This is a genomic window from Mesorhizobium sp. WSM4819 (genome assembly GCF_055811215.1).
Genome location: NZ_JBVVQO010000050.1, coordinates 1 through 25517 on the forward strand (window position 1 = coordinate 1; position 25517 = coordinate 25517).

The 25517-nt window shown below is 58.9% G+C and carries 17 protein-coding genes and 4 pseudogenes; 13 read left to right on the plus strand and 8 right to left on the minus strand.

All coding sequences use genetic code 11. From position 1 onward, the window contains the following. Positions 1-1216 precede the first annotated feature (1216 nt). The 5 genes from AC0L18_RS29505 to AC0L18_RS29525 all read left to right on the plus strand — a co-directional run bounded on the left by AC0L18_RS29505 (position 1217) and on the right by AC0L18_RS29525 (position 4013). Positions 1217-2371, plus strand: coding sequence for a TlpA disulfide reductase family protein (locus AC0L18_RS29505; protein ID WP_473495312.1), 1155 nt, complete (start codon positions 1217-1219; stop codon positions 2369-2371). A gap of 478 nt (positions 2372-2849) precedes the next feature. After that, positions 2850-3017, plus strand: coding sequence for a DUF269 domain-containing protein (locus AC0L18_RS29510; protein ID WP_473495313.1), 168 nt, complete (start codon positions 2850-2852; stop codon positions 3015-3017). 182 nt (positions 3018-3199) lie between these two features. Beyond that, positions 3200-3403, plus strand: a complete 204-nt coding sequence (locus AC0L18_RS29515; protein ID WP_473495314.1) for a CCE_0567 family metalloprotein — start codon at positions 3200-3202, stop codon at positions 3401-3403. Then, positions 3400-3717 (plus strand): ferredoxin III, nif-specific, encoded by a 318-nt coding sequence (fdxB, locus tag AC0L18_RS29520; protein ID WP_473495315.1) that lies wholly within the window; start codon positions 3400-3402, stop codon positions 3715-3717. The genes AC0L18_RS29515 and fdxB overlap by 4 nt, the downstream gene beginning before the upstream one ends. A 47-nt stretch (positions 3718-3764) precedes the next feature. Continuing rightward, positions 3765-4013 carry an exopolysaccharide production repressor protein gene (locus AC0L18_RS29525; RefSeq protein WP_473495338.1) on the plus strand — a complete coding sequence of 83 codons (249 nt, stop codon included), beginning with the start codon at positions 3765-3767 and terminating at the stop codon, positions 4011-4013. Positions 4014-4527: 514 nt separating this feature from the next. Here the strand turns inward: AC0L18_RS29525 and AC0L18_RS29530 are convergent. The 5 genes from AC0L18_RS29530 to AC0L18_RS29550 all read right to left on the minus strand — a co-directional run bounded on the left by AC0L18_RS29530 (position 4528) and on the right by AC0L18_RS29550 (position 12926). Continuing rightward, complete coding sequence (locus AC0L18_RS29530) at positions 4528-6330, minus strand: hypothetical protein (protein WP_473495316.1); 1803 nt, start codon at positions 6328-6330, stop codon at positions 4528-4530. Continuing rightward, on the minus strand, positions 6327-6782 hold the full coding sequence (locus tag AC0L18_RS29535; protein WP_473495317.1) for a hypothetical protein: 456 nt from the start codon (positions 6780-6782) through the stop codon (positions 6327-6329). Before AC0L18_RS29535 ends, AC0L18_RS29530 begins: the two co-directional genes overlap by 4 nt. A gap of 459 nt (positions 6783-7241) precedes the next feature. Next, on the minus strand, positions 7242-9383 hold the full coding sequence (gene scpA, locus AC0L18_RS29540; RefSeq protein ID WP_473495318.1) for a methylmalonyl-CoA mutase: 2142 nt from the start codon (positions 9381-9383) through the stop codon (positions 7242-7244). Next, positions 9380-11383 carry an acetyl-CoA carboxylase biotin carboxylase subunit gene (locus tag AC0L18_RS29545; RefSeq protein ID WP_473495319.1) on the minus strand — a complete coding sequence of 668 codons (2004 nt, stop codon included), beginning with the start codon at positions 11381-11383 and terminating at the stop codon, positions 9380-9382. The genes scpA and AC0L18_RS29545 overlap by 4 nt, the downstream gene beginning before the upstream one ends. A 10-nt stretch (positions 11384-11393) precedes the next feature. Beyond that, complete coding sequence (locus AC0L18_RS29550) at positions 11394-12926, minus strand: acyl-CoA carboxylase subunit beta (RefSeq protein WP_473495320.1); 1533 nt, start codon at positions 12924-12926, stop codon at positions 11394-11396. 222 nt (positions 12927-13148) lie between these two features. Between AC0L18_RS29550 and AC0L18_RS29555 the strand changes: the two genes are divergently transcribed. From AC0L18_RS29555 to AC0L18_RS29570, 4 genes are all read left to right on the plus strand, one after another. After that, entirely contained in the window at positions 13149-14561 is a 1413-nt protein-coding gene (locus tag AC0L18_RS29555) for a helix-turn-helix domain-containing protein (RefSeq protein WP_473495321.1), read from the plus strand. An 855-nt stretch (positions 14562-15416) separates the two neighbouring features. After that, on the plus strand, positions 15417-15584 hold the full coding sequence (locus AC0L18_RS29560) for a hypothetical protein (protein WP_473495322.1): 168 nt from the start codon (positions 15417-15419) through the stop codon (positions 15582-15584). Continuing rightward, a complete protein-coding gene (locus AC0L18_RS29565; RefSeq protein WP_473495323.1) occupies positions 15581-15886 on the plus strand; it encodes a hypothetical protein in 306 nt (101 codons plus the stop codon). Before AC0L18_RS29560 ends, AC0L18_RS29565 begins: the two co-directional genes overlap by 4 nt. Positions 15887-16228: 342 nt before the next feature. Continuing rightward, positions 16229-17236: a D-alanine--D-alanine ligase family protein gene (locus AC0L18_RS29570; protein ID WP_473495324.1), complete on the plus strand. Its 1008-nt coding sequence runs from the start codon at positions 16229-16231 to the stop codon at positions 17234-17236. Between the two features lie 435 nt (positions 17237-17671). On the opposite strand, the pseudogene AC0L18_RS29575 reads toward AC0L18_RS29570, so the two are convergent. Continuing rightward, a pseudogene (locus AC0L18_RS29575) lies at positions 17672-18352 on the minus strand (IS110 family RNA-guided transposase); the annotation flags it as partial. Between the two features lie 404 nt (positions 18353-18756). On the opposite strand from AC0L18_RS29575, the pseudogene tnpC reads away from it, so the two are divergent. The 4 genes and pseudogenes from tnpC to AC0L18_RS29595 all read left to right on the plus strand — a co-directional run. Next, positions 18757-19476: pseudogene (gene tnpC, locus AC0L18_RS29580) on the plus strand (IS66 family transposase); the annotation flags it as partial. 89 nt (positions 19477-19565) lie between these two features. Further along, positions 19566-19928: pseudogene (locus AC0L18_RS29585) on the plus strand (transposase); the annotation flags it as partial. 489 nt (positions 19929-20417) lie between these two features. Further along, entirely contained in the window at positions 20418-20870 is a 453-nt protein-coding gene (locus AC0L18_RS29590) for an Lrp/AsnC family transcriptional regulator (protein ID WP_473495325.1), read from the plus strand. A 46-nt stretch (positions 20871-20916) separates the two neighbouring features. Next, positions 20917-21552: pseudogene (locus tag AC0L18_RS29595) on the plus strand (integrase core domain-containing protein); the annotation flags it as partial. A 200-nt stretch (positions 21553-21752) separates the two neighbouring features. Here the strand turns inward: AC0L18_RS29595 and AC0L18_RS29600 are convergent. Beyond that, a complete protein-coding gene (locus AC0L18_RS29600) occupies positions 21753-24452 on the minus strand; it encodes a lyase family protein (RefSeq protein WP_473495326.1) in 2700 nt (899 codons plus the stop codon). After that, positions 24449-25507, minus strand: a complete 1059-nt coding sequence (locus tag AC0L18_RS29605) for a cysteine synthase family protein (RefSeq protein WP_473495327.1) — start codon at positions 25505-25507, stop codon at positions 24449-24451. The genes AC0L18_RS29600 and AC0L18_RS29605 overlap by 4 nt, the downstream gene beginning before the upstream one ends. Positions 25508-25517 lie beyond the last annotated feature (10 nt).

Consider the following 25517-nt stretch of genomic DNA (forward strand, 5'->3'; position numbering starts at 1 on the left):
CTCGCTCGCTACAGCGCTGTTGAGGGCGCGCTCGCGAGCGGCTTCGCTATCGCCGACCTACACCACGCGGTGGGACATGACCTAGCGCAGCACCATTTCAGGGAAGGCATACTCCAGTGTGGCCTCGCCACGTCCAGTTTCGCAGGCGCGTCCTAAGCCGGTCCTCCCAACCAAAGGCCGAACTCGCAAGCCAGCCTACGCCCGACCAATGCTCGATCCTCAATTGCCTGGATCGGCCCCAGGGCGGTTGGCCCGATGGATAACGCGCCAGGCGTCTCCTGGGTCAGGGGACGTGATGGGCATGAGATTGTGCAACGACCAGGCTGTGATTGGCCCTTCCATTGCGGGTAGCTGTCGATCCCGGTGTCGGGTTGTCATCGCGGGGCATGGCCGTTTCCGAGTCGAATGCCGCCCGTGGTAGGCAGTGATGCGGTGCGGATGGGCAGAAGCGATAAGCCAGACACATGCTGATCCAGGCCTCCGAATCGAAAAGATTTACGTCGTGCCCCGCGTTCTGCGCGACTTGCGTTCCGCATGGGGCCGGGTGAGATCCACGACCTCCTCGACGGAAACAGCAAGGGAGAGCAGGCCTGGGCCGCATCATCATCATCATCATCATCGGGCTCGCGGCGACGGCGGCATCCGCTTCGCCCACGAGCGGAGCAGATGCTAAGCCGCCCGCCCGCGGTGGTGGACCTGCAATGCTTCCTAGGTCTGTGGCGAAAAATCGGATCGCGAATGCTGGTTCTGCGTCTAGCGAAACAGCATACGCAGTATCCGGCTCGCACCCGATGGGAGGCATTTGCTGCACGCGGGAACCCGGTCGTCCGCGAATCTTCGAGGGCGCCGAGGTGCTGTTGCTCGATGAGCCGGTGCCGATCTCACTGCAGGCAAGACGGCCAAGCTCTTCGCTGTCCTAAGCGACGCATGAGCGATGCGTGTCCAAAACCCGACAGCGGCAGAAAATATGTCAGGTTCAAGACGACGCCGTGTTGGTGCCCGTACGTCTTCCCTAGCGTAACCATGCACTTAATGCGGGCTAGGCGCGCTGGCACGGCCTTTGCTGGTTGAGATGCGGCAATAGTGGGTGAGGGCTGACCGCATGCGAATGCGCAAGTCGAGCGATGGTCTCCCTAACCGGTGTGTTGCTCTACTGAGAGAATAACCAGCACGCGCATAAACGCCAGGAAAGTGTGGAATAGCTTTGGAGAACAACATGGTGTTGCGTATGGAGTCGCCGGCTCCTCCGATCAAAGTGGACGACTGGCTGCGTGGCGAGCCCATTGCCAATTTTCAGCCCGGCAAGGTGTACCTTGTTGAATTCTGGGCGACTTGGTGTGGACCCTGTGTGGCTGCCATGCCGCATTTGGTGGAACTGAAAGAGAAATATAACGACCGCGGGTTTGAGGTCGTCGGAGTCGCAGCTAGCGAACAGGCTCCAACTGCGGAGGAGGCGCGGACCAAGTTGGATGCGTGGCTGACCGAGAGGTTCCCGAATCTGAATTATCGGATCGCGTTCGATTACACAGGCGAAATGAATAGACTATGGATGGAAGCCAGTTCTTCGCTCGGGATTCCCACCTCGTTCGTCGTCGATCGCGACGGCCACATCGCTTTCATCGGACACCCGTCGGAACTCGATGACATTTTACCGAATGTTCTCAACGGAAGCTGGCGCAGCAGCGATGAAGCCAAAGCGGCCGATACCGGCCGGATCGCTAGCAACCAACGCACAGCGCGCGAACTATCGGTGACCAAACCGATATATGCCAAACTTCAACCGGCGATGCAGACCGAGGATTGGACGGCAGCACTCTCGGCCATCGAAGAAGGCCTCGCCTTGATGCCGGATTATATCGGGTTCCGGGAAACTCATGTGGATCTACTCCTTCACAAGCTGCGCGACGTGCAGACCGGCTTGCCAGCCGTGCGACAGTTAGTCGAGGACGCGATCGACAAAAAGTTCGAGGCCGTGTCTTGGATGGTCATGGCCCTGAACCAACTCTTCGATCCCGCAATGGACAACTCCCATCTCCCCCGTGCTGAGCGCATTGCAATGGGCGACAAGCTCTCGGAACAGATCCTGACACTAAATCCTCCGCAAGGCGACGAACCCCTTAAATTCCGTTGGTATGTCCCGGTCGCTCAATACTATTATGAGAGCGGCAACAAGGATCGCGCGATCGAGTTGATCGAGGTGGCACTGAAATCTCTGGGTGATCCGGAGACGATGCCGGACCACATCAAACAGTACTACCTTACCCCATTGCTCCAAGCCCTGGCCAACTACACGGGTGAGAACGCCTGCTACGCGCAGCTTTGCGTGGTTCCGCAAAACAAGGCTCCTGAAAATCAAAGCGCAATCGCATGATGAGCAAAGATGGCAAAGGGATCACATGTGGAATCGAACCCTGGTCAATTCGCCAGTTCTGCAGCGTGCCCGCTGTAAGTGTGTCCATGCAGCACAGGGTGGATCGTTCGCAGCAGGTCAAGGCTCGGGCCTTGACCTTGAACCGGATCGCCGCGGGCGCGGTACTCGACGCGAATTTGGCCCGCCGTGGAAGACGTTACGGTCCAAGACTTGTGCAAGTTCGGCCAAAAGGACCGCATTTACGTGGAAACGGCCCGGCCAAGCCGGACGTCGGCTGCGCAAGCGGACGCGAAGTCGCCGTACCCGAACGCAGAAATCGTCTTTCGATGACGGGCACTGAAATTGAGGAAAACGAAATCTCTCACGCAGCGCTTGGCCCTGCCGTCAACGAGGACCTGGTGGCCCTGGCCACCCCGTTCGCTGAATGCCTTGTGCGGCTGGTTCGTGCTCACGAGTACTACGGGTCCTGCGAAGGCAAATGGGACCCCAGCTGCTGGCCGACTTCATCATTACGAAAGAACTTGGCCGGAAATTTGATCATTGGCGATCTGATCCGGACGCGCTGTGGAGGCCCAACATGTTTTACACCGCAGTAGTGGTTGCGATCGAGGAGCGCGGCGTGATGACATCGCCAGCACATAGATGAAACCGTTCGGGGTTTCGGGGCGCGTGCTTTTTACGGTTGGCAGTTGATCGTTTGTCGAGACGTCCACCGTTTCGGCTCTGAGACTATCGGGAAACTCGCGGATACCGGTACATGGTCGACGATGCGACTGCAGCTATAGCCGACGGCGCGGGTGTGAGGAAACCAATTTTCGAGGGAGGATCATGTCGAACCTGGATGAGATGGTGAAGAAAGTCCGGAAGCTTCAGCTGCAGGCGGCAATTGCTAAAACGAACTTGCGCGACCTTGCCGAGGATCTCCCGGTCAAATGGACTGAGATAGAAGAGGTCGCCGAGAAAACGCACGCCGTTTATGCCGAGTTGGATGGTGCCAAGAGAGAGCTCGCTACAATGAAGAAATTAGGATGACGAGCACATTCATCAGCCGCGACGGCTCCATATGGGTGCCGGAATATCTGACCGCTATAGATGGCAAGATCTGTATCGGCTGCGGTCGCTGTTTCAAGGTCTGCTCGCGCGAAGTCATGCATCTTTACGGCGTCGATGACGCGGGTGAAATCCTCGGCATCTGCGACGGTGATGACGACGATTTCGAAGGCGAGCTCAATCGCATGATCATGGTCGCCGACCATGCCGGCCGATGCATTGGTTGCGGAGCTTGCGGCCGCGTCTGCCCAAAGAGCTGCCAAACCCATGTCGCGGCCGACCAGATCGGAGCATGAGCAGCATGTTTTGACGAGACAAAGCCAGGAGAACGGAGTTGCCCTTCATGATCTTTTGCCGGCTCTTAGGGCTAGTCCTTTGCGGCAACGCTATAATTGTTTACTTAGCTTCGCATTCGATCCCTCTAGCAGTCGTCGCGACGCTGGCCTGCTCGCTGCTGCTTCAGGTGGTTTATTTCGGCAGCGTGCTCTTTCTGACCTGGCGGTCCAGCTGTGCTTGTCGAGCAGGTGAAAGGGCGGAGCATTTCGGTAGAGCAGGGAAGTTGGATAGCAGCCAACAGATATTCATAAGGTGACCAATGAACGATGTGCCTCAGCTATTCGGATGGGCGGTAGTTACGCCGCTCCGTTGTGGCGAATTGAGAAGTTCGAACTTAGATTCACGCCACTTCGGATCAACCTGGAGATAGAGCTGACCGTTCAAGGATTGGTGCGCTTGAGTGGGCAGAGGCGAATTCTTAGCCGTCCAATGGCGGGAGGGAACCGTTCGAGTGCCTAGGCAAGCGACGTCGCAGCAAGCGGGCCTGCGGGTTGCTTCGTCTCGATCGAACGAGACGCTGATGATGATGTTGAGGCTCTTCTGCACGGTCTCAGATGCCGCTGGCTTGAACCAAACACGCTCATGACTGAGGCCGGAGCTGGTTCAGCCTGATCACCTCTTGCTGGAGAAAACATGCTGGAAAGGTTCGAACGCTATCCGCTCACCTTTGGAGCAACGCCAATCGAGAAGCTCGACCGGGCTTCGCGCCGGCGGCATGACGGAATCCAGATCGAGGATCGGGCGATCAAGCAAATCCTTTGGCTGGAGCATCAGCCGGGCGGTCTCGCCGCTGCACGGACGAGCATGTTGGCCGGCTTCATTTCACCCGCGAGGCTGAGTCCGACCGCGGTCGCTCGTAGCGAGCGCAGCACCCCTGCTGCCCGCTTCGAACTGGCTAGCGTCGCGAGCGCGGATTCGAACGCATGAAACGCGGAACGCTCGTTTGCATCTAGCGGACGATCGGTTGGAAACGCCGCGAGCCGATCCGAATAGAGGGCCATTACCTCGGCCGTGTTCGGATCCTCCCGCAGGGTCAGCCGGGCGCGGCTACCCTCGAGCTTTTTGCACAGCACGCGCAGCTCGCGCGCCGGGATGGCAATATTATCACCGAGCAATGTCGCGACTTTAACTTCCGGCGAGCATAGCTCGTCGAAGGTGTGGACGGTGCCGTGAACCGCCGGCCAGATCGGCAAATTCTTGACGGCGGGCCAGTCGTCGCGGGCCAATTCGTCCGGATTGGCTGCAAGCCAAGCGAAGAAGCGCTTTCGAACCGCGTTCGATTTGTTAGCGAGATCCCCATCTCGCAGTAGGTTGCGCAACGCATACCCTTCTAGGTGCCATCCTTCGAGCTTGAAGACAGGATGTCCGCGCAATTCGGGATGGATTGTTGGAGGCACATCTAGCTGGAGCTCGCAGGGGATGGACGCGCCACGCTTCAGCCTCGACAGGGGATGAGTCGTGCCCTCGCTGTCCGGCAGACGCGCGGTGGAGCCGCTGGGGCGAGCGGCGGCGGCGTAGCCGTTCAAGAACGGGTGCAGCGCGTCGAAATGCGCTCGCGCGATGGCCGGATCGCCTAGCGATCGAAGCCATTCCGCCTCGCTGCGCCACGGAAAATGCTGGGCGTCAGAGGCCTCCAGGCGATCCAGCACATCTTGCCCGTCGTATCTCAGATGGTTGTCATCCCATCCTCTACAACTTCGAGTTGCTAGCAATTGCATCAGCGCTGCAGGGGTCTTCGGGTCAAGGACAGGCAATGAGGCAGGCACGACTTTAGCGAGCGCTGCGGACCATTTGCGCTCCCTGCCTTCGTAAGCCGGAACGGCAAGCAGAGATCCACGGTTTTGGCGGACAGACTTGCCTTGCGCGTCGATTGCGGGGAAAGCCCGATCGTCCAACAGGCGGTTGGCATATGTCAACAGCCGTTCACCGGAGAGGTTGCCTAGCAGGTCGAGTGCTTTCGTACGGAAGCGAGGGATGAGGAGCTTGACGAGGACGTCGGCGAAGAGCACATCGCATGCCGCAATAATCGCATTATTCCACGCGCCCGATTGCGCCGCGAGTTCGTGCCGTTCGGTGTCAGAGACAAACGCCCCTGAGTAGTGCACGGCAGTTCCGCTCGCTGAGGAGGTTTTATCTCCCGGATACGCAACGGGATAACGCAATCGTCCCGTGTTCAGTCTGAGCTTGCCGGCGGCGTCCACGTCCCATGCCACTTCGATCACCAGACCGCTGCGGGGAAATAGCCGCTTGCCTGCCGATCGGTATTCCGTCGCCTGGAAAAACCGAGCTTTGCCGGCTGACCGTTCGGTCGATAGCGTGAGGCAGGCATGCTCGCGTTCGAGCAGCCGCTCCCCATCGGCGAGAATCTCAATGCACTCCCGAAAGTAGGTGACGAGCCCTGATTCCCGGCGCAGACGGCCCGCCGTGAACACGAAAGTATGTGAGCCCAATTTGTGGTGCGAGAGGACAACCTCGTATCGCTCGAGCATCCCTGGCCGCATGACGCCCAGGAGTCGTTTGGGCAACCTAGCTACGGCCTCATTGAAAACCTGCTCGATCTGCGGGTCGGTCACGGCCGCGAATTCGATGGCCTCGCCGTGCGGCACCGAGAAGCGACGGCAGGAGGTTTATCGTCTCCGTCCTTGAATAGTGTTTGCAGGATCTGCTGGCCTGCGGACCGCAGCGTAATCGTATTGCCGAGTGTGAAGCACGCCTTGAGCCCGTGGTTCTTCACCCCGAACATGCCAAGTTTGGCCGCGACTTCGTGACCTGCGCCCTTGATGTAGCTCAACCGCTCCCATCCAGGCGCGTCGATCGGATCGCCGTTTCCGAGACAGACCAGTTGGTCGAATTCAAACCGAATTTCGGTTCGCGACGAGCGCGCGTCGAGCTCGTTGACGATCAGCTCGATGAGTAAGTCGTCGCCGCGTAACCCGTTCAGGAACTGCCAGAACTCGGGCGCTTGGTCGGTCTTCAGAACGAATTCTTCCGCCCGCTCAGACCCAAGGGGGAGCTCATGCGACATCAGGTTCCTCCGATACGGTCGAGCGTGAGTTTGAGCTCGCAGTGGTCTGAATGGCGCACAGGCATTCGAGGCACCAAGCATCGTGCGATGGCTCGGCCGGTTCGTAGCAAATGTTCGAGGGTGATGCGGGAAAACGCTTCGCTTTGGAGCCACTGCGGGTGCAGGCATGCTGGTCGCGCAGGATCGGCGCGCGCCGGAAAGGCTTGAACGATGGCGGCCTGAGCCGTGCACGAGTTGAGATTCTGGTCATACTGAAATTGGACAGTCTTCACAGATAGGCCGAATAGATCGAATCCGCGGCGCAATCGCAAATAGTCGAACACGGCGCGCTCGCATACAGGGACGAACGCGGCTCGCGCGTTTTTTATTTGCGGAATCACTGATTCCCCCTACCATGTGGGTGCAATATCCGCGCATAGAGCGCTCGCCTGATTACCAAGTCCTTTACGACGAGCGTCTTCATTGATTGCGGCGCCTACCTTCAAGGAGATCGACGACCGCACGCGCGGCATCCAAGACATGGGTTCCAGGGCCAAACACCGCGGCGACCCCATGGCCCATCAGGAACTGATAATCCTGGCGCGGCACCACACCACCGCACACGACGATGATGTTTTCAGCGCCTTTTGCTATCAGCGCCTCGACGAGTTGCGGCAACAGGGTCTTGTGTCCGGCCGCGAGCGATGACGCGCCGATGACGTGAACGTCGTAAGCCACTGCCATTGCTGCAGCCTCCTCCGGCGTTTGGAAGAGCGGCCCCGCGACCACGTCGAAACCGAGATCGCCGAAGGCCGATGCAATCACTTTGGCGCCGCGATCATGGCCATCTTGGCCGAGCTTGGCCACCATCAGCTTCGGCCGGCCGCCGAGCGCGACGGAAACGTCCTTGATGCGCGAAGCTAGCATCTTGTATTCCGGTTCATCCCGAAAGGCCGACCCGTAGACGTCCGCGATCACCTCAGGAACGGCCACATGATCGCCGAAAGCCCGGCGCAGGATGTCGGAAATCTCCCCGACCGAGGCGCGAGCGCGCACCGCTTCGACTGCTGCTTCGAGCATATTGCCCTTGCCGCTGGCCGCGGTCTCGCCAAGCGCGGCAAGGGCCGCGTCGACGCGCTTGGGATCGCGTTGACGCTTTGTTTGTTCGAGACGACGGATCTGTGCCTCTCGCACCGCTGCATTGTCTATCTCAAGAGCCTCGATCGGGGCCTCGTTTTCCAGCCGGTACGAATTGACGCCGACGATCACCTCCTCGCCGAGATCGATCGCTGCCTGGCGGCGGGTCGCCGCCGTCTCGATCAGTCGTTTTGGCAGGCCCGCAACGACGGCTTTGGTCATGCCGCCTGCGGCCTCGATCTCCCCGATAAGCGCCCACGCCTTCTCGGCAAGTTCGGCGGTCAGGCTTTCCACGTAGTAGGAACCTGCCAGCGGATCGGCGACCTTGGTCACGCCGGTCTCGTGCTGAAGGATAAGCTGCGTGTTTCGCGCGATGCGCGCCGAAAACTCAGTCGGCAGTGCGATCGCCTCATCGAAGGAATTGGTGTGCAGTGACTGCGTGCCACCGAGGACCGCGGCGAGCGCCTCATATGCGGTGCGCACGATGTTGTTGTAGGGGTCCTGCTCCTGCAGCGACACGCCAGACGTCTGGCAGTGCGTGCGCAGCATCAGCGAAGACGCCTTCTTCGGCTGGAACTCCTCCATGATGCGCGACCACAGCAGCCGGGCCGCGCGCAGCTTGGCGGCCTCCATGAAGAAATTCATTCCGATGGCGAAAAAGAACGAGAGCCGTCCGGCAAAATCGTCAACATCGAGGCCCTTCTTCAAAGCCGCACGAACATATTCGCGCCCGTCGGCCAGCGTGAAGGCGAGTTCCTGAACCAGTGTCGCGCCCGCTTCCTGCATGTGATAGCCAGAGATGGAGATCGAGTTGAACTTCGGCATCTCCTTTGCGGTGTACTCAATGATGTCGGCGACGATTCTCATCGAGGGCTCGGGCGGGTAGATATAGGTGTTGCGGACCATGAACTCCTTCAGGATGTCGTTCTGGATGGTCCCGGATAGTTCGGCTCGCGAACAGCCTTGTTCCTCACCGGCGACGATGAAGCAAGCAAGGATCGGGATGACCGCACCGTTCATGGTCATCGAGACGGAAACGTCCTTGAGCGGTATGGCATCGAACAGGACTTTCATATCCTCGACGGAATCGATCGCAACGCCCGCCTTGCCGACATCGCCCTCGACGCGCGGATGATTGCTGTCATAGCCTCGATGCGTGGCGAGATCGAATGCAACCGACACCCCCTGCTGGCCGGCGGCGAGCGCCTTGCGGTAGAAGGCGTTTGACTCCTCAGCGGTCGAGAAGCCGGCATATTGGCGGATGGTCCACGGCCGCCCGGTATACATGGTCGCGCGCGGCCCGCGGACGAAGGGTTTCAGACCCGGGAGCGAACCGAGATGGTTGACCTGCTCGAGATCATCGGTCGTGTAGAGCGGCTTGACCTCGATGCCTTCGGGTGTGCGCCAGACGAGTATATCGGCTGAGGCCTTCAGTTCCCGTTCGGCAAGAGTGCGCCACTCCGTGAGTTTTGGATCAGCCATCATTCGAACTCCAGAATGGGTTCGTCAACGGCGAGGCTTGCGCCCGCCTTGGCGGCGATCCGTTTGACGACGGCCCGGCGTTCGGCGCGCAGGACGTTCTCCATCTTCATGGCCTCGACCGTGGCAAGCACCTGGCCAGCCTCGACCGGCTCTCCTTCGGAAACCGCAATCGCGGTGATGACACCGGGCATCGGGCAAAGCAGCAGCTTTGAAGTGTCAGGCGGCTGCTTGGTCGGCATCAATCGCGCCAGTTCGGCAATAGCTGGGCTGCGCACATGGGCGACAACATCCATTCCGCGCCAGCGCAGCCGGTAGCCGGTTCCTGACCGCGACGTTTTGATCGACGTGGTTTCGGTGCCAATTTGAAAGTGCGCGATGTGCCGTCCCGGCAGCCAGTCGCTTGCAATGCTCAGGACCGAGCCGTCATCAAATGACACCGTGGTTCCGTCTTCCTGATCGCACACGCCGACCTGAAAGGCATGGTTGCCAAGCGTGACAACCCAATCGTTGGAGACTTTGCGACGATGATTGTGCATCGCCCCCGAGATCAAGACGTTACGGCGCTGAAGTTTCCAGTTGATGTCTGCGGCGATCGCCGCGAGCTTGCGCTCATCGGCATCGATTGGAGATACACCTAAGAAGCCGTCCGGAAACTCCTCTGCGATAAAGGCTGTGCTCAGCCGCCCCTCGCGAAATCGGAGATGGTCCATGACAGCCGAGAGGAAAGGCAAGTTATTGCCGATGCCTTCCACTTCGAAATCATCCAACGCCGCGCCCATGGCGGTGATTGCGCCCATCCGATCGGGCGCCCAGGTGCAGAGCTTGGCGATCATTGGATCATAGTGCATTGAGATTTCCGAGCCCTCGACCACGCCGGTATCGTTGCGGATGAGTGAGCCGTCCGCACGTGCACCCTCAGTAGGCGGACGGTAACGTGTCAAACGACCGATCGAGGGTAGGAAGTTGCGGTACGGGTCTTCGGCGTACAGCCGGCTTTCGACGGCCCAGCCGTTCAGCCTCACATCTTCTTGGCCAAAGCGCAGCTCCTCGCCGGCGGCGATGCGGATCATTTCCTCGACGAGGTCGATGCCAGTCACCAGTTCGGTCACCGGATGCTCGACCTGAAGTCGGGTGTTCATCTCGAGGAAGTAGAAGTTGCGGTCGCGATCGACGATGAATTCAACTGTGCCTGCCGAATGGTAGCCGACTGCCTCGGCAAGTGCGATGGCCTGCTTCCCCATCGCATGTCGAGTTGCTTCGTCGATGAACGGGGAGGGGGCCTCTTCGATGATCTTCTGGTTGCGGCGCTGGATCGAGCATTCCCGCTCGCCGAGGTAGACGATGTTGCCGTACTGATCGCCAAGCACCTGGATTTCGATGTGACGTGGCTCGGTCACGAATTTCTCGATGAAGATACGGTCATCGCCAAAGGCGTTCTTCGCCTCGTTACGGGAAGAGTGAAATCCTTCGCGCGCCTCGACCTCATTCCAGGCAATGCGCATGCCCTTGCCGCCACCGCCGGCGGATGCCTTGATCATGACAGGAAAGCCGATCTCTGCGGCGATGTGCACCGCCTTCTCGGCATCTTCGATCAGGCCCATATGGCCCGGCACGATTGAGACACCGGCAGATGCAGCAATCTTCTTCGAGGTGATCTTGTCGCCCATCGCCTCAATAGCGACGGGCGGGGGGCCAATGAAGGCCACTCCCTTAGCTTTGAGCGCATCGGCGAAGTTCGAATTCTCAGACAGGAAACCGTAGCCGGGATGAACCGCATCAGCGCCAGTGGCGGTGACGGCATCCAGGATGTTTGCAATGCGAAGATAGGAGTGGGCTGAGGCCGCCGGACCGATATGAACCGCTTCATCGGCCTGGCGGACGTGCAAGGCGTCGCGATCAGCGTCAGAATACACGGCGACGGTGGCTATGCCAAGCCGATGCGCGGTTTTGATCACCCGGCATGCGATCTCGCCACGATTGGCTATCAGGATTTTTTTGAACATTTTTGCGCACTCAAAGCGGGATCGTGTCGTGCTTCTTCCAACGTGTCTCGACGCTCTTACCGCGTAGCGCGGCAAAGGCGCGCGCGATCCGCTTGCGTGAGGAATGCGGCATGATCACTTCGTCGATGAATCCGCGCTCCGCAGCAATAAATGGATTGGCGAAGCGCTGTTCGTATTCCTTGGTGCGAGCCGCCAGCCTCTCTGGATCGCCGAGCTCAGACCGGTAGAGGATCTCGGCAGCGCCTTTTGCGCCCATCACCGCGATCTCGGCGGTCGGCCAGGCGTAGTTGATGTCCGCGCCAATATGTTTTGACGCCATCACGTCGTAGGCGCCGCCATAAGCCTTACGTGTAATCAATGTGACCATCGGCACGGTCGCCTGGGAATAGGCAAACAGCAGCTTGGCACCGTGCTTGATAACGCCGCCATATTCCTGCGCGGTGCCCGGCAGGAATCCCGGCACGTCGACGATCGTTAGGATCGGGATGTCGAAGGCGTTGCAAAAGCGAACAAAACGCGCTGCTTTGCGGGAGGAATCAATGTCTAGACATCCGGCGAGCACCATCGGCTGGTTGGCCACCACGCCTATCGTCCTGCCTTCGATGCGCACAAATCCGGTGAAGATGTTGCGGGCGAAGGCGGCCTGAAGCTCGAAAAAATCGGCTTCGTCGGCGATTGCCGCGATCAACTCCTTCATGTCATAGGGTCTGTTGGCACTCTCCGGCACGAGCGTGTCTAGGCGTAACTCGAGCCGCTCGGGATCGTCGTAAAAGGGTCGCACAGGCGGCTTTTCGCGATTGTTCAGGGGCAGGAAATCAAACAGCCGCCGAACCTCTTCCAAAGCCTCGATATCGTTTTCGAAAGCCCCGTCCGCAACGGAGGACTTTTGCGTATGCGTTGCGGCGCCTCCAAGTTCCTCCGCGGTCACGAGCTCGTTTGTGACCGTCTTGACCACATCGGGACCGGTCACAAACATGTAGGACGAATCTCGAACCATGAAGATGAAATCGGTCATGGCCGGGGAATAGACCGCGCCGCCGGCGCAGGGCCCCATGATCACCGAAATCTGCGGAATTACGCCAGAAGCATCGACATTGCGCTTGAAGACATCGGCATACCCGGCAAGCGAAGCGACACCCTCTTGGATGCGAGCGCCGCCGGAATCGTTAAGGCCAATGATCGGGGCCCCGTTCCGCACCGCCATGTCCATTACCTTGCAGATTTTTTGAGCGTGTGTCTCGGACAGCGATCCGCCAAGCACCGTGAAGTCCTGAGAGAAGACATAAACGAGCCTGCCGCTGATCGTACCCGAGCCTGTGACGACGCCATCGCCAGCCACCTTCTGTTCAGCCATGCCGAAATCCGTCGCACGATGCGTGACATACATGTCGTATTCTTCGAAGGAGCTTTCATCGAGGAGCACCACGAGGCGCTCTCGGGCGGTCAGCTTGCCTTTGGCGTGCTGGGCATCGATACGCTTTTGCCCGCCGCCCAGGCGGGCCTGCGCGCGACGCACCTCGAGTTGTTCAAGAACGGCCCGCATCAGCGCTCAGCGGTTTCTTCAAACATCTTCAAAGCTGTCCGCAGCCGCAGTTCGGTGAGCCGGCTTTGCCTCGAATCCGGGTCTGCTTCGCCGTACGGTCGCATGAGCGCCTCCACTGGAATATGCGCTCCGCATTAGTACGTCGGCAAGGAACCGAAAAGGATTGACCGGGTGCGATTGCGAAATGTATGAAATTGCGAATAGCAAAATGCGAATTTGCAAATGGCTCACTCCAAACTTTTCATTGGGCGCCGCGTGCGCGAACTGCGGGAGGCCAGCAAGGCCACCCAGGCGGTATTCGCGGAGCGGCTGAGTATCTCGACCAGCTATCTGAACCAGATAGAAAACAATCAACGACCGGTGTCAGCCGCAGTGCTTCTTGCCTTGGCCGAGAAATTCCATGTGGATATCGCTTCAATCGGCGGCAGTGAGGCCGACCGGCTGCTCTCTGCACTTAGCGAGGCACTTGCTGACCCCGTATTCAGCGGAGTTTCAGCCGGATTTCAGGAACTCAAGCTTGTTGCCCAAAACGCCCCTTCGCTCGCTCATGCACTGATCACCTGCCATCAGGCATATCGCCGAAACAGCGAGCAGCTTGCCAGCTTCGACGACCAGTTGATCCGAACCAATGCCTTTGCCGAGCCGACACCCTACGAGGAAGTGCGGGATTTCTTTCATTTTGTGGACAACTACATCGATGAACTTGACCGGGCGGCCGAGCATCTGGCGAAAGCCTTGAGTATACCGGATCGAGATGTTGGGACGAGGCTGGCGGATCACCTGGAGCAGCATCATCACGTTCGTCTTGCGCGCGCCAGCAATGGCGAACGGGTGATCAGACGCTTCGACGATTCCGCGCGCGTGCTCTACTTGAACTCTTACTCGCCTGTGTCGACGCGCAGTTTCCAGATGGCATTCCAGATCGGCGCCTTGCAGCACCGGGCGGAGATCGACGCCATCATGGAGCGAGCGCGCTTCCGGACCTCCGAGGCGGCAGAGATATGCAGGATCGGCCTCCAGAATTATTTTGCTGGCGCGCTTATGTTGCCATACCGTCCTTTCCTGACCGCGGCAAAGGAACTTCGGCACGACATGCACCTGCTAGCAATGCGCTTCGGCGCCAGCCTTGAGCAGGTCGCGCATCGCCTTTCGACGTTGCAAAGGCCCCGGATGAAGGGCGTTCCGGTCTTCTTCGCGCGCATCGACCGAGCTGGCAACATCACCAAGCGCCACAGCGCCGCGAAGTTGCAGTTTGCCCGCTACGGCGCAGCGTGCCCGTTATGGAACGCCCATCAGGCGTTCGAAGCCCCAGGCCGCATCCATTGCCAACTGGCGGAAACGCCAGACGGCGTGCGTTATCTCAGTATCGCCACCGAAGTTGCCAAAGGCGAGGGCGGATTTGGCTCTCCTCATCGACGCTACGCGGTCGCGCTCGGATGCGAGATTTCCTATGCCAGCGATTTCGTCTACGCAGATCGACTGGATTTCTCCAACATCGCTGCATTCGAGCCTATTGGGGTTTCATGCCGCGTATGTGAGAGAATGGATTGCATCCAACGCGCCATTCCGCCGCTTAGGCGCGAGATTTCAGTCGATCACAACCGACGTAGTGAATTGCCCTACACGATTTGCTGATTTCGAGTGTGGCCGCCGGAAGGCGCCACACCTCCTCAACCCGTTTTCCGCGTGCTTAGACAAGTCCCACGCCACTTCCACGCTTGTCACGGATGTTCCTCTAACCAGCCGATCTGGACTTCGACAATTGAATAGCAAGGTGGGCGGCAAGGCGTGCCGCGTAATACCAGAAGCTCTGAGGGCTGACCCCCTAGTGATTGAAGCCCGCTGACGCGGCATTTGGTGCATCGGTTTGCGGCAGCGAAGTTCATCCGCTATTGTGCCGATCCCCGGACCGGCTTGACATGGAGGACGTTCGCGTCAGGTGCATCTGCCAGAATCTCGTGGCCGGTGCTGAACCGGACGGTGCCTGCGCTGCGGTCTTCTACGGCCTGACGTTGGTCATGCCGGGATACCTCGCCCACAAACTCCTCGTCGCGCTCTGGAAGTATGTTACGGCAGGCTGCCTGGCGATATCCGCCTGCTCGCGCGCACCCGAATTCCGTAGGCAGTCGCTTCGCTCCCCAGCCAAGCTCATGCAGCCGCAGCATCGCTGCCATCTCCTCAGGCTGAAGTACATCTCCTCTCACTGCATCGTTTCTCGACTATGCAGGAATCGCGGACATCCCAACCGTCATCGATGCCTCCTCTCATAACCGAGGGTCATTTCGTCAGGGGAAAGTGTCTCGATTCCACCACAACCGTATGTCCGGAACCTAACACAATGACGCGCGAGTCTTCCAGGTGGCGGCCCGAAACACATGGTTCTGCCCTCTTAGTCCCGCAATCTCTTCGTTGGCCCGCCGATTGCATGAGACGGTGGAGGTTCGTTATAAACATAACCGGCTCTGGCGGTCTTGGACCGAGGAGGTCCATATGAAACTTGCTCAGACCATGCAAGTCAATGTGATAGACGCTGCACTGTTGAGTTCTGTCCCGCCGATCGAAGCTTTCCCCCGTTCGGCGCGGGTGCCGCTGTCTTTAGCCCAGAAGCGGCTTTGGTTGCTTGCCCCACTGTCGGGCGGCATCGAGGCTTGGCAATGACGATGGATGGCGCGCAAGGTCCTGCAGCTTCAGTCGGAGTACTGGTTCCGGTTGCAACTGATTTCTCCCGAAGTGCGCGCTATCTTGGTTACCATCCTGAGATTACGAACGCTCTACTATCAGGCGACCCGTTCGTGCCAAGCCCCGCAAGGCGCGCCAAAATTCTTGATGGTCTGCTGCCGAAGTCGCATTTTCATTCGGCACAAAAAAGTCCCCTAGAGCCCAAGCGTTTCGACGTACCCTTTCAGGGCAGGGCCGGTGAAATGCGCATCGCATTCCAGGTGCGCTGCGCCCCGGAATAGAGATTCCTCGCGGCATCAACCAACGTCTAAGCGGCACAAAACATTCAAATACATCATGCCCCCTTACACCGGAAAGAGTGAGATCCTCGACCTTGCACCCGATGGCCATCAAAACAGGAATCCCGAAACGGAAAGGTCTTTTCTCGGCTGCATCTCGAAGGTGCCTGCTGGATTGGGCGATTTGGCCGAAGGATGCTGGCCATGTCAGTTCCCAGTGGAACAAAAGGCCGCAGCTGCTTCCGTCGGGCATCGCCATCAGGCGATCGTGACGACCTTCCCGCTCCAAGCGTCAAGATCAGAGCGAATGAACGTGACAGCAGACAAACACCAAAGGAGTAACTCATGCGAGTAGCCATCGTGACGAACAGCGATTTTAATGGTGTAATTAATCGGTTCGGTCAGCCTTGTCCGCAGCCGGCGCAGGGTTGGCCGCAGCAGGGCACGTTAGAAAACGTAGTGGCGGCACTTCAAGACGGCGGCCACGAGACGCTAGTGTGTGAAGGAGATAAAGGGCTGCTCGCCACGCTCGAGAGTTTCATGCCACCCAATACGCAAGCCCGTCCCTCGGGAATGGTTTTTAACTTGGCTGATGGAATTCAGGGGGAAAAGCGGGAGACCCACGTTCCTGCCATGCTTGAGATGGCCGGTGTTCCATACACTGGATGTAGCCCGCTCGGGTTTGGGCTGACGTGCGACAAAGTCATTACCAAAATGCTCATCCGCGATCAGGGTGTGCCGACGCCCAACTATCGTGTGATGCGTCGCGGCACCGAAAGTGCCGGCGACCTGCGCTTCCCAGTGATAGTGAAGCCGCGCCACGAAGGCTGCAGCCTCGGATTGCAGCTCGTACATGAACATTCTAAGTTGAGGGAGGTCGTGGAAGTGGTCGTCACGCACTATGCGCAAGATGCGCTGGTTGAGGAATATGTCGAGGGGCGGGAAATCTGTGTTGCGCTGCTCGGAAACGAGGATCTCGAAGTATTGCCTCCGGTGGAGCAGGACTTCGGCGACCGCGAAACGCGTCTTATGAATTGGGATGCGAAATACGTGGCGGCCGCAGCGGTGCCGAAGATCTGCCCGCCGCAAATCGAGCGCGGGCTTGAGACGATGTTACGGGAGATTTCGGTCGCGACCTTCCGTGCCTGTCATTGCCGGGACTATGCCCGGGTCGATTTCCGGATCGATCGCTCCGGCCAGCCATTTGTCCTTGAGATAAACTCGATGCCGTCGCTCAGCATGCACTCCAGTTATGTCATCGCCGCAACCGCCGCTGGACACAGCTTTTCAAGCTTGATCAATCGCATCCTCAGTGTCGCCCATACCCGGTGTTTTGGCCTCGGCCTTCCCTGACCAGCGTCAGCCATACCAGGTTGGGCGGTTGGCCCTCTTGCAAAGGGCCGACGCATATAGCGGCGTGAGCCCGAGTGTGCCCGAGCTCAAGGCCGTGGCCTGAGAACACCGCTTACGCTCAGCCGACCTGCGCGGATGTCATGGAAGCGTGCGCCGGCGGCCATATGGGCGGGAAGCGGCAGAAGAACCATGCCGCTGACCGTGGGAGCTGATGGCCTCCACAGCCCATTGTCTCACCAGGCAACAAGAGGCGTTGAACAGTCGAACCGGCGGGAAGTGGTCCGGCCATGCCAACCCTTGAGAGCTCGTACAGCGATATTGAGGATCCGTCCACGAGTTGCCGCAGCTCGGCGTTCCGTGTTGATCCTGTCACCTTCGTTCCAGGAATATAAGCTCAAACAAGCGACGCATCTGCAATCCTTGCCCTGCGCGGCTATAGGCCAGCGCCACCACCGGACCGACGCCCGGTATCGTCGTAAGCCGCCGGCAGACCGCATCATCGCGGACGATGGCCAGAAGTTTGCGGTGGAGCGCGGCAAACGTCTCGCGCAGCTTGCTGCGCGCCTCGAGCAGCGGTTCGACGATTTCGGCCAGATCGGGCATCCCTTCGGTGAGCTCGCGGATCCGCTCCTCAAACTTGACGGCGCCGACCATCCCAACCTTGAGACCGAAGTTGCGCAACAGCCCGCGGATGTCGTTTTCGATGGCGGTCGGCTTATCCTGCAAGAGTTTGCGCCATCAGCAGGGCCCGGCGCTTTTGGCTCGTCAGCGTCTTGACATGGGCCGGGCGAAACAGGTTGACCCGCATCATCTGGGCAATGCCTCGGGCGTCAATGCGGTCGGATTTGTTCGGCTGCGCCTCCAGGAAGGCCTTAATGTGGCGGGGTTCGATGCACACCACCGGCAGGCCGGCTTGGGCCAGGCCGCTGAACAGCCATTGCGACAATGGCCCGGCTTCAAGCCCGATCCTCAAAGGTCCAGGCAGGATCCGAGAGCACCCGTACAAGATGCTCGGGATGGCTCCCACTTTCATCTCCCGGCAGATCTTGCCGGTTTCGTCGACGATGCAATCGCGGTCTCTTTTACCGCGAGGTCCAATCCGAAATACTGTTTCATGCTGCGCTTCTCCTTCTGATGCTTGTGGCTGCGATGGCCCGCGAACTGGTCGGCTTCATGCGGGCTGTTGCCAGGGAGCCACGCAACCTGATCTAGTCGATGCATGCGACACACATCCTTCGCTCATGGACGGGGGCGGGACCACGGCAGGGGAATGCCCGTCAGACGCTTTGTGGCCGGCAAATCGACCGACCGACGCCCGCAGTAAGATAGGAACAGCCCCGGACGCACAATCGGGAATACGGTAACCAATCCGCGCATCAGAGCTTGATCACCGACGTCCTTCAGTTCCGCCTCCATTCATGCGCGATCATCAGAATGAACAGCCGACCTCTCGATCGGCCGGACCCTCACGTTCCAAACCTTGACAGCGGACATCAGAGCTGTGTTTCCGGACCACCTTGGCGCAGATCTACGCCCGGCAGGGCATCAATCTCGACCGGTCCACGCTCGCCGACTGGGTCGGCCGCGCCGCCTGGCACCTGCGTCCGGTGCACGAGCGGCTGCTTGTCAAGCTGAAGTCCTCGCCAAAACTCTTCGCCGACGAGACGACCGCGCCGGTGCTCGATCCGGGCCGCAGCAAGACGAAGACAGGCCAACTCTGGGCCTATGCCCGCGATGACAGACCATGGAATGGCGGCGATCCGCCGCGCGTCGCCTATGTTCTATGCGCCCGACCGCAAGGCCGAGCGTCCAATCGCCCATCTCGCTGGCTTCACCGGAATCCTTCAGGTCGACGGCTATGGCGGCTATCGCGTGCTGGCTGAAAAGAGCGGTGTCACGCTCGCCTTCTGCTGGGCACACGTGCGCCGACGCTTCTATGAACTGGCAGCCGGTCCCGCGCCGATCACCAGTGAGGCGCTGAGACGGATCGCCGAGCTCTATAATATCGAGGACGGCATCCGCGGCCGATCGGCCGAGGAGCGCCGTGTGATGCGTCAGGAAAATAGCCGCGTTATCATTGCCGATCTCGAACCTGGCTGCACGAAAAGCTCGGCTTGATCAGCCAGAGAACCAAGCTCGCCGAGGGCGATCCGCTACACGCTCTCGCGTTGGGAAGGCCTCTCGGTGGCCGCATCGAGATCGACAGCAACATGGTCGAGCGCTCCATCCGTCCGTGCGCGGCGCGCGGGCGTAGACGATCCGGACGACGGAGCGGGTTGGTTACCGGTCCGGCTATTACGAACGCAAGCTTGTGACGCGGGTTGGCAATGACCGGCGCGACCTAGCCGAGGTCAAGCGCGACCTGGCGCAGTGGATCGCCAAATGGCAGGCCAAATACCCGAAGCTGGTGGATTGGGTGGAGAACAACATCGAGGAGACGCTGAGCTTCTATCGGCTGCCGCTGCCGCATCACAAGCACATGAAGTCGACGAACATGCTGGAGCGGCTGAACCAGGAGATCAAGCGGCGCACCCTGGTCGTTCGCATCTTCCCCAGCCCGCAGAGCTGTTTGCGGCTGGTTCGGGCATTGGCGGTGGAGATCCACGAGAACTGGCTCGAGGCGACCCGCTACCTCAACATGGATCATCTGCGCGAGCACAAGAAGGAGAACCTGAGGGCATTGGCCGCCTGAGCACCGCATTCGAAGTGCCATCAGGCCCGATGGCTGCGAGCAGGCGCGTCAGTTGTGAGGCCCAGCCACGACCGGAATCCCCATCGGACAACGGCCATGGCTCTGATGAAGAGCAACCGGCGGATGTCGTGTCGCCCATTTTCGATGGTTGTTTGCCGCAGGTCGACTTCTGCAATGGCATAACCTGCCTGGATCAGTGTCGGTTCGTGGCCGAGTCAGACCATCGTCCGCGAGCCCACACTAGACTTTGGAAGCCGGAGCAGGCTTACATCTGCTGGAATGCGTATCAGAGAAGCGGTGAACTGTCAGCGTATAGACGGACTTCGGCCGATAGGAGTTTAATTCAGAAGGAGACGTGTTTCGGCCATGTGTGAAACCACTGAGCCCACGCTGTTTCAATTTGTGGGAGGAATTGCAATAAACGTTGCAAATATCTGTGCGATGTTAAATTTAGTGTGATTATTAACCAAATATGGCCGGCATCGCACGATGGATGATCTAGACCGAAGGATTCTTACAGCGCTACAGAGGAACAATCGGCTCTCCTTTGCCGAGCTCGCGAAGCTTGTCGGCTCGTCGGCCGCCTCATGCATGCGCCGAGTGAACAAGTTGCGTGTGGATGGGGTAATCATTGCGGATATTTCGCTCGTGGACCCGAAGGCTCTTGGCAAATCGCTTACGGTTGTCGTGACCGTGGAGCTTGACCGTGAACGTCTGGACCTTGTCGATGATTTCAAGCGCGCGATGCGCGCAGCTAAGGAAGTTACCCAGTGCTACATGGTTACGGGCGACGCGGATTTTGTACTGATCGTTGCCGTTGAGAACGTCGAGTCCTTTGACGTCTTCGTCAAGACGAAACTCTACACTAACCCCAATGTCCGAAAGTTTAAGAGCATGATCGCGCTTGACCGTGTCAAATTCGAGCCGCGGGTGACGGTATAGCTTTAGGGGCCGCAATGCGGTTCCATCTTCGCCCATTGGGCGTCAGTCAGCACGGCGACGAGCGGTCGGCACGCGGGCGCCGATCCTGGTTGAGGCGAAGCCGAACGCGCGCTGGTCGCTGGACTTCGTCCATGACCAGTTCGCCTGCGGGCGGCGGTTCCGGGTGCGGAACATCGTCGACGACGTGACGCGCGAATGTTTGGCTGCGATCCCGGACACCTCGATCTCCGGCCGCCGGGTGGCACGTGAACTGACGGAACTGATCGCCCGGCGCGGCAAGCCGGGCATGATCGTATCTGACCACGGCACCGAGTTCACCTCGAACGCGATCCTCGCCTGGTCGAAGGATCATCAGGTGGAATGGCACTTCATCGCGCCGGGCAAGCCGATGCAGAACGGCTTCTGCGAAAGCTTCAACGGGCGGATGCGGGACGAGTTGCTGAACGAAACCCTGTTCCTCGGCCTCGACCATGCCCGAACAACCATCGCCGAATGGGCAGACGACTACAACCGATCGCGCCCACCTTCGGCGCTCGGATACATCACGCCTGCGGCCTATGCCGCCAATCTCACCGCAACGGACGATCGGCTGCGCAACCCCGACCAGCTCCGCCGATCGCCCGTTGCTCAACCCGCGCCACACGGCCTAAAACCCGCCGAGGCTCTAACTGCAGCCGGATGAAAATTCAGTGGCAGGTCACAATCGGCAGACCTTTCTGGCGGCTGATCGCGGCAAACACCCATCTGAGTGATAGATGGATTCGCTCGGGCAGACCGAGCAAACGTGGGGGAATTGAAAGAAGTGCCCGCCTGCAGCCCTCAATGCGTTCATTGCAGAATCGACGCGACAGTATCAGTGGATGTTGTCCATATCTCTACCCTTCAGATTGTTTGGTGCCCGTCGACGAGTTCCTTCACCCTCTGTTTGCGGTTCATCTCGGCGCGCGCGTAGCGCTCCCGGATGTCCTCGCAGCTCAGCTGCATGTCCCGGAAAAGTGTTGTTGCTACGGAAAGCTGGTGGTCGGTTGATCTTATAGCAGGCCCTCCTCCGAACTGCAGAGCATCCCTGCACTCTTCGGGGCTCTCGGGCAACACATCAGCGAGGTGGCTAACCAGCTCGCGTCGGCGCTCCGCGGCGCAGCCATGCTGAGACAACCGCTCCGTCATTTCGCTAACTATAGTGTGGGCCTCCCTGAAAGGAACGCCTCGCGACGCCATCCGTTCGGCGGCGACGATGGTCATCGATGAGCCGTCTTCCAGGTTCTCACGCATCGACGTTACGTTGAAAGACATGAACGTCACCATGAGCGTCGTGAGGGTTGTGGCCCGATTTAGGGCATCTTGCGCAACGCCTAGCGGCGAGCAGCCGTAATTGCTTGTCTCGATCGAGTTGCTGAAGGGCGACTTGCAGGTAGCCGTTGCGGCAGAAACATATGCGCCGATGACGGTGCTTGCCGCCCCCTTGATGTGTTCAAGGAGGAACGGGTTCTTCTTTTGCGGCAACATGGAAGAGCCCCCAGCAAGATTGTTTGGAATGTCGATGAGAGCGAACTCCCGCGTCGTCCAAACCTGCAGATCCTGGGCCACGCGACTGAGCAAGATTGATACGCCAGCGAAGGCTGAGAGGCCTTGCAGGTGATGGTCACGGCTTGCAACCGCATCAAGTGAGTTGAATGACGGCAATTCGAATCCCAGAAGCTTTGCGGTCTTCAGGGGATCTATTGGGACGCTGGTGCCTCCGCCGGCACCAGCTCCCATCGGGCAATTCCTAATGTCCTTTAGTAGGCTATGGAGGCGGTGGCGCTCCCGCCCCAGAGCGAAGAAAACGCTGAGCAGGTAGTGCCCTGGCGACCCAGGAAGTGCGATCTGGTACTGACTGTACAACGGAGCCACAAATCTCGACGCCTCCCCCGTTCGCTGAAGCAGGGCATCCTGTAAAAGCCCCACTTCGCGTGAAATTGCACACGCGGCTTCCCGAAGACCCAAGAGAGAAATAGTCGCGTTCAAGTCGTTGCGGGACCGCGCAAGGTGCAGCCAGCCGGCCTTTTCCGGGCCAGCTCTGGTAACGAGTTCTGCCTCATAGGCGAGATAGAGGCCACGCGGTGCATCGCGGCCCTCCAAAGACTGAAATCCCTCGTCCTGGAGATTCACGATATGCTTGAGGAGATCGGCAGCGACTGGCTGGCTAACTAAGCCCTGGTCGGCGAGCATCACTAGGTGTGCTTCGTCTATGGCCGCTTGGTACTGGAGGAGGCAACCGTCGCGCAAAATTTCTATTGGAGGGGCGAGCAACTTCATCGCTTCGGGATGAAGGTTCCACCTGGCCTGGCTTGAGCCAGCAACTTGTTTGTCCTCCGACTCTCCAGTAGCCGCCTCACAATCAATCGCAAGAGACTCGATCATCCGCTCAGCTGCCGCGGCCGCGACATCGAGTTCATCAGCGACCCCTATGGCGTAAGCTACCCGGTCCCGAAAGTCGCCGTTTATTTGAATTTCCTCCCCCTCAGATTTCAGAAGGCCCGCTTCAGGCACCGTAGACTCTGGATTACGAGAAAAGCCCATTTTTTTGAGCTTTCCGGGTGAGTTAGCAAGTCGGAAGCGGATGGCTCCCGCCCTTGGGCTCGCTTGCGGAGGCGTGAAAGATTCTCCCGCGTAAAGTTTGATCACCATATCAAGGATTGACGTGCCCAAGGCGTGCGACAGCATCACTGGAATCATTCCTCCAGCCAGCCTAGGATTGACCTCGATGATGACCGGTCCGGACTCCGTTACCACAAATTCTACATGCGCGGGTCCGAACGCCAGGTCCAGTGCCGCGACCGATCGAGCGGCAAAACAAGCCAGTTCCTTGAGGGTCAGCTCCGGAAGCGGGGCTGGGAAGTCGTGCCCTACCTCGACGAAGCATGGAGCGGGGCCTTTGTGCTTGGCAATAATTCCAAGGCAATGCAGCGCCCCATCGTAAGCGATTATCTCTGCAGAATATTCTTTGCCCTTTATATATTGCTGAATGAGGACGTCGGGACTGCGCAAATCCACTTGATCCAGCAGTACGTCCTTTGCACCCTCAAACGCCTGAATGGTAGACGCAGCACTATCGCACAACCTCACCCCGCTACTACCGCTTCCCGAGACCGGCTTCACGACGAGAGGCAGAGTAGCGTGCGCAAGAATATCGTCCACGTCTTTGATGGAAGTGGCCAGCCGAGTTTCAGGGATTGCAACCGATGCTCGCTGCAACTCGGCCGCTTGCAGCCATTTGTTGCGGCATATGGCTATAGCGTCCGGATTGGCCGTCGGTAGCCTCATCGCCGTCGCAGCACTTGATGCTGCTTCCACAAAGTAATCCGATGACGAGTATATTGCCGCCAGGCTTGCTAATTTAGACGCGACGCCGACGAGTTCGTCTGGACTATTCGTTTCAGCTTCGATCACTTGAGCGACAGAGTCCCTAAGAAATGGGTAGCGCGCAGGATTGCGCGTCACGAGATACGGTTCAAAGCCTAGGACTCGGGCCCGCTTCATCAATAGTTCGCCAGTGCCCGTCGTGTTGCTCTCTACGAAAAGGAAGCTACCTCGGTTCATGAAACTTGCTCCAAAAGGCTCAGGACAGCTTCCCGGCTTTTCCGCTCCCAAACGTATCGGTTCCATGGTGGGAGGGCGGTCGAGGGGTGATTTTCGGTTGCCGGCGCATCCAGCAGAACGCTTTCATTTAGACATGCGTTCTGCTTGAGCCAGTTATGGTCGTAAACAGCTTCGACGTAGCGGTGTCCTTCATCAGGACATATGACGACTACTGTCTCTTCTGGATATTGCCGAGCCCGCCAGCGCCCCACGATATAGCTCGCTCCGGAGGTCGGACCGGCGAAAACCGCGTGCCGTTCGTGGAGAGTTCGCGTTGCAGTAAACGCTAGCGGAGCCGAGATGAGATGCACCTCGTCATATAGTTCATGCTTCACGTTCTTTGGGATAAGACTATTCCCCAGTCCTCGCAGTTTCCGTTCGCCATCCTGTTGGCCAAAAATGACGCTATTGAAGGTATCCACTCCAATCAGTCGCGCGCTAGGGGCTTTTTGGCGGAGGCGCTCTACCGTTCCGCAAGTAGAGCCGCCTGACCCCACAGAACCGACCAACGTTACGTCGGCGCCCAACATCGCCGTGATCTGATCGGCGAAGGGCTTGTAGGCCGCGGGGTTGTCTGTTGTTTCGTATTGCCTGGGCCAGAAACAGGAGTGTCCCAACTGTCTCATTTTGGCCCGCAATGCGTCGAGGCGACTTCTTTGATAGCCACCCTGCTTCGCTTTTTCGGTGATTATGAAGACCTCGGCCCCCAAGGATTTCAACCTGTTTTCCAGGCCTTTGTCCATCACTGGGTCTGTGAAGATTTCGAGCTGGAATCCACCTTCCCGGCAAACTACGGCCAAACCCAGCGCGAAGGTTCCGCTCGAGGTCTCGAGAACTTTCATGCCGTGCAACAAGGTCCCTCGAGCCAATGCTTGCTCCATGATGTATCTCGCTGGGAGAAGCTTCATGAATGCGAACTGCGCAAGATAAAGGTTGGTCTCACACCTAATAATGCTAGGAAGAGCATACGCATCAGAATAGCTGGTGAATGGCAGGCGTTTTCGGGAAGAGTCCATTCCGCCCACC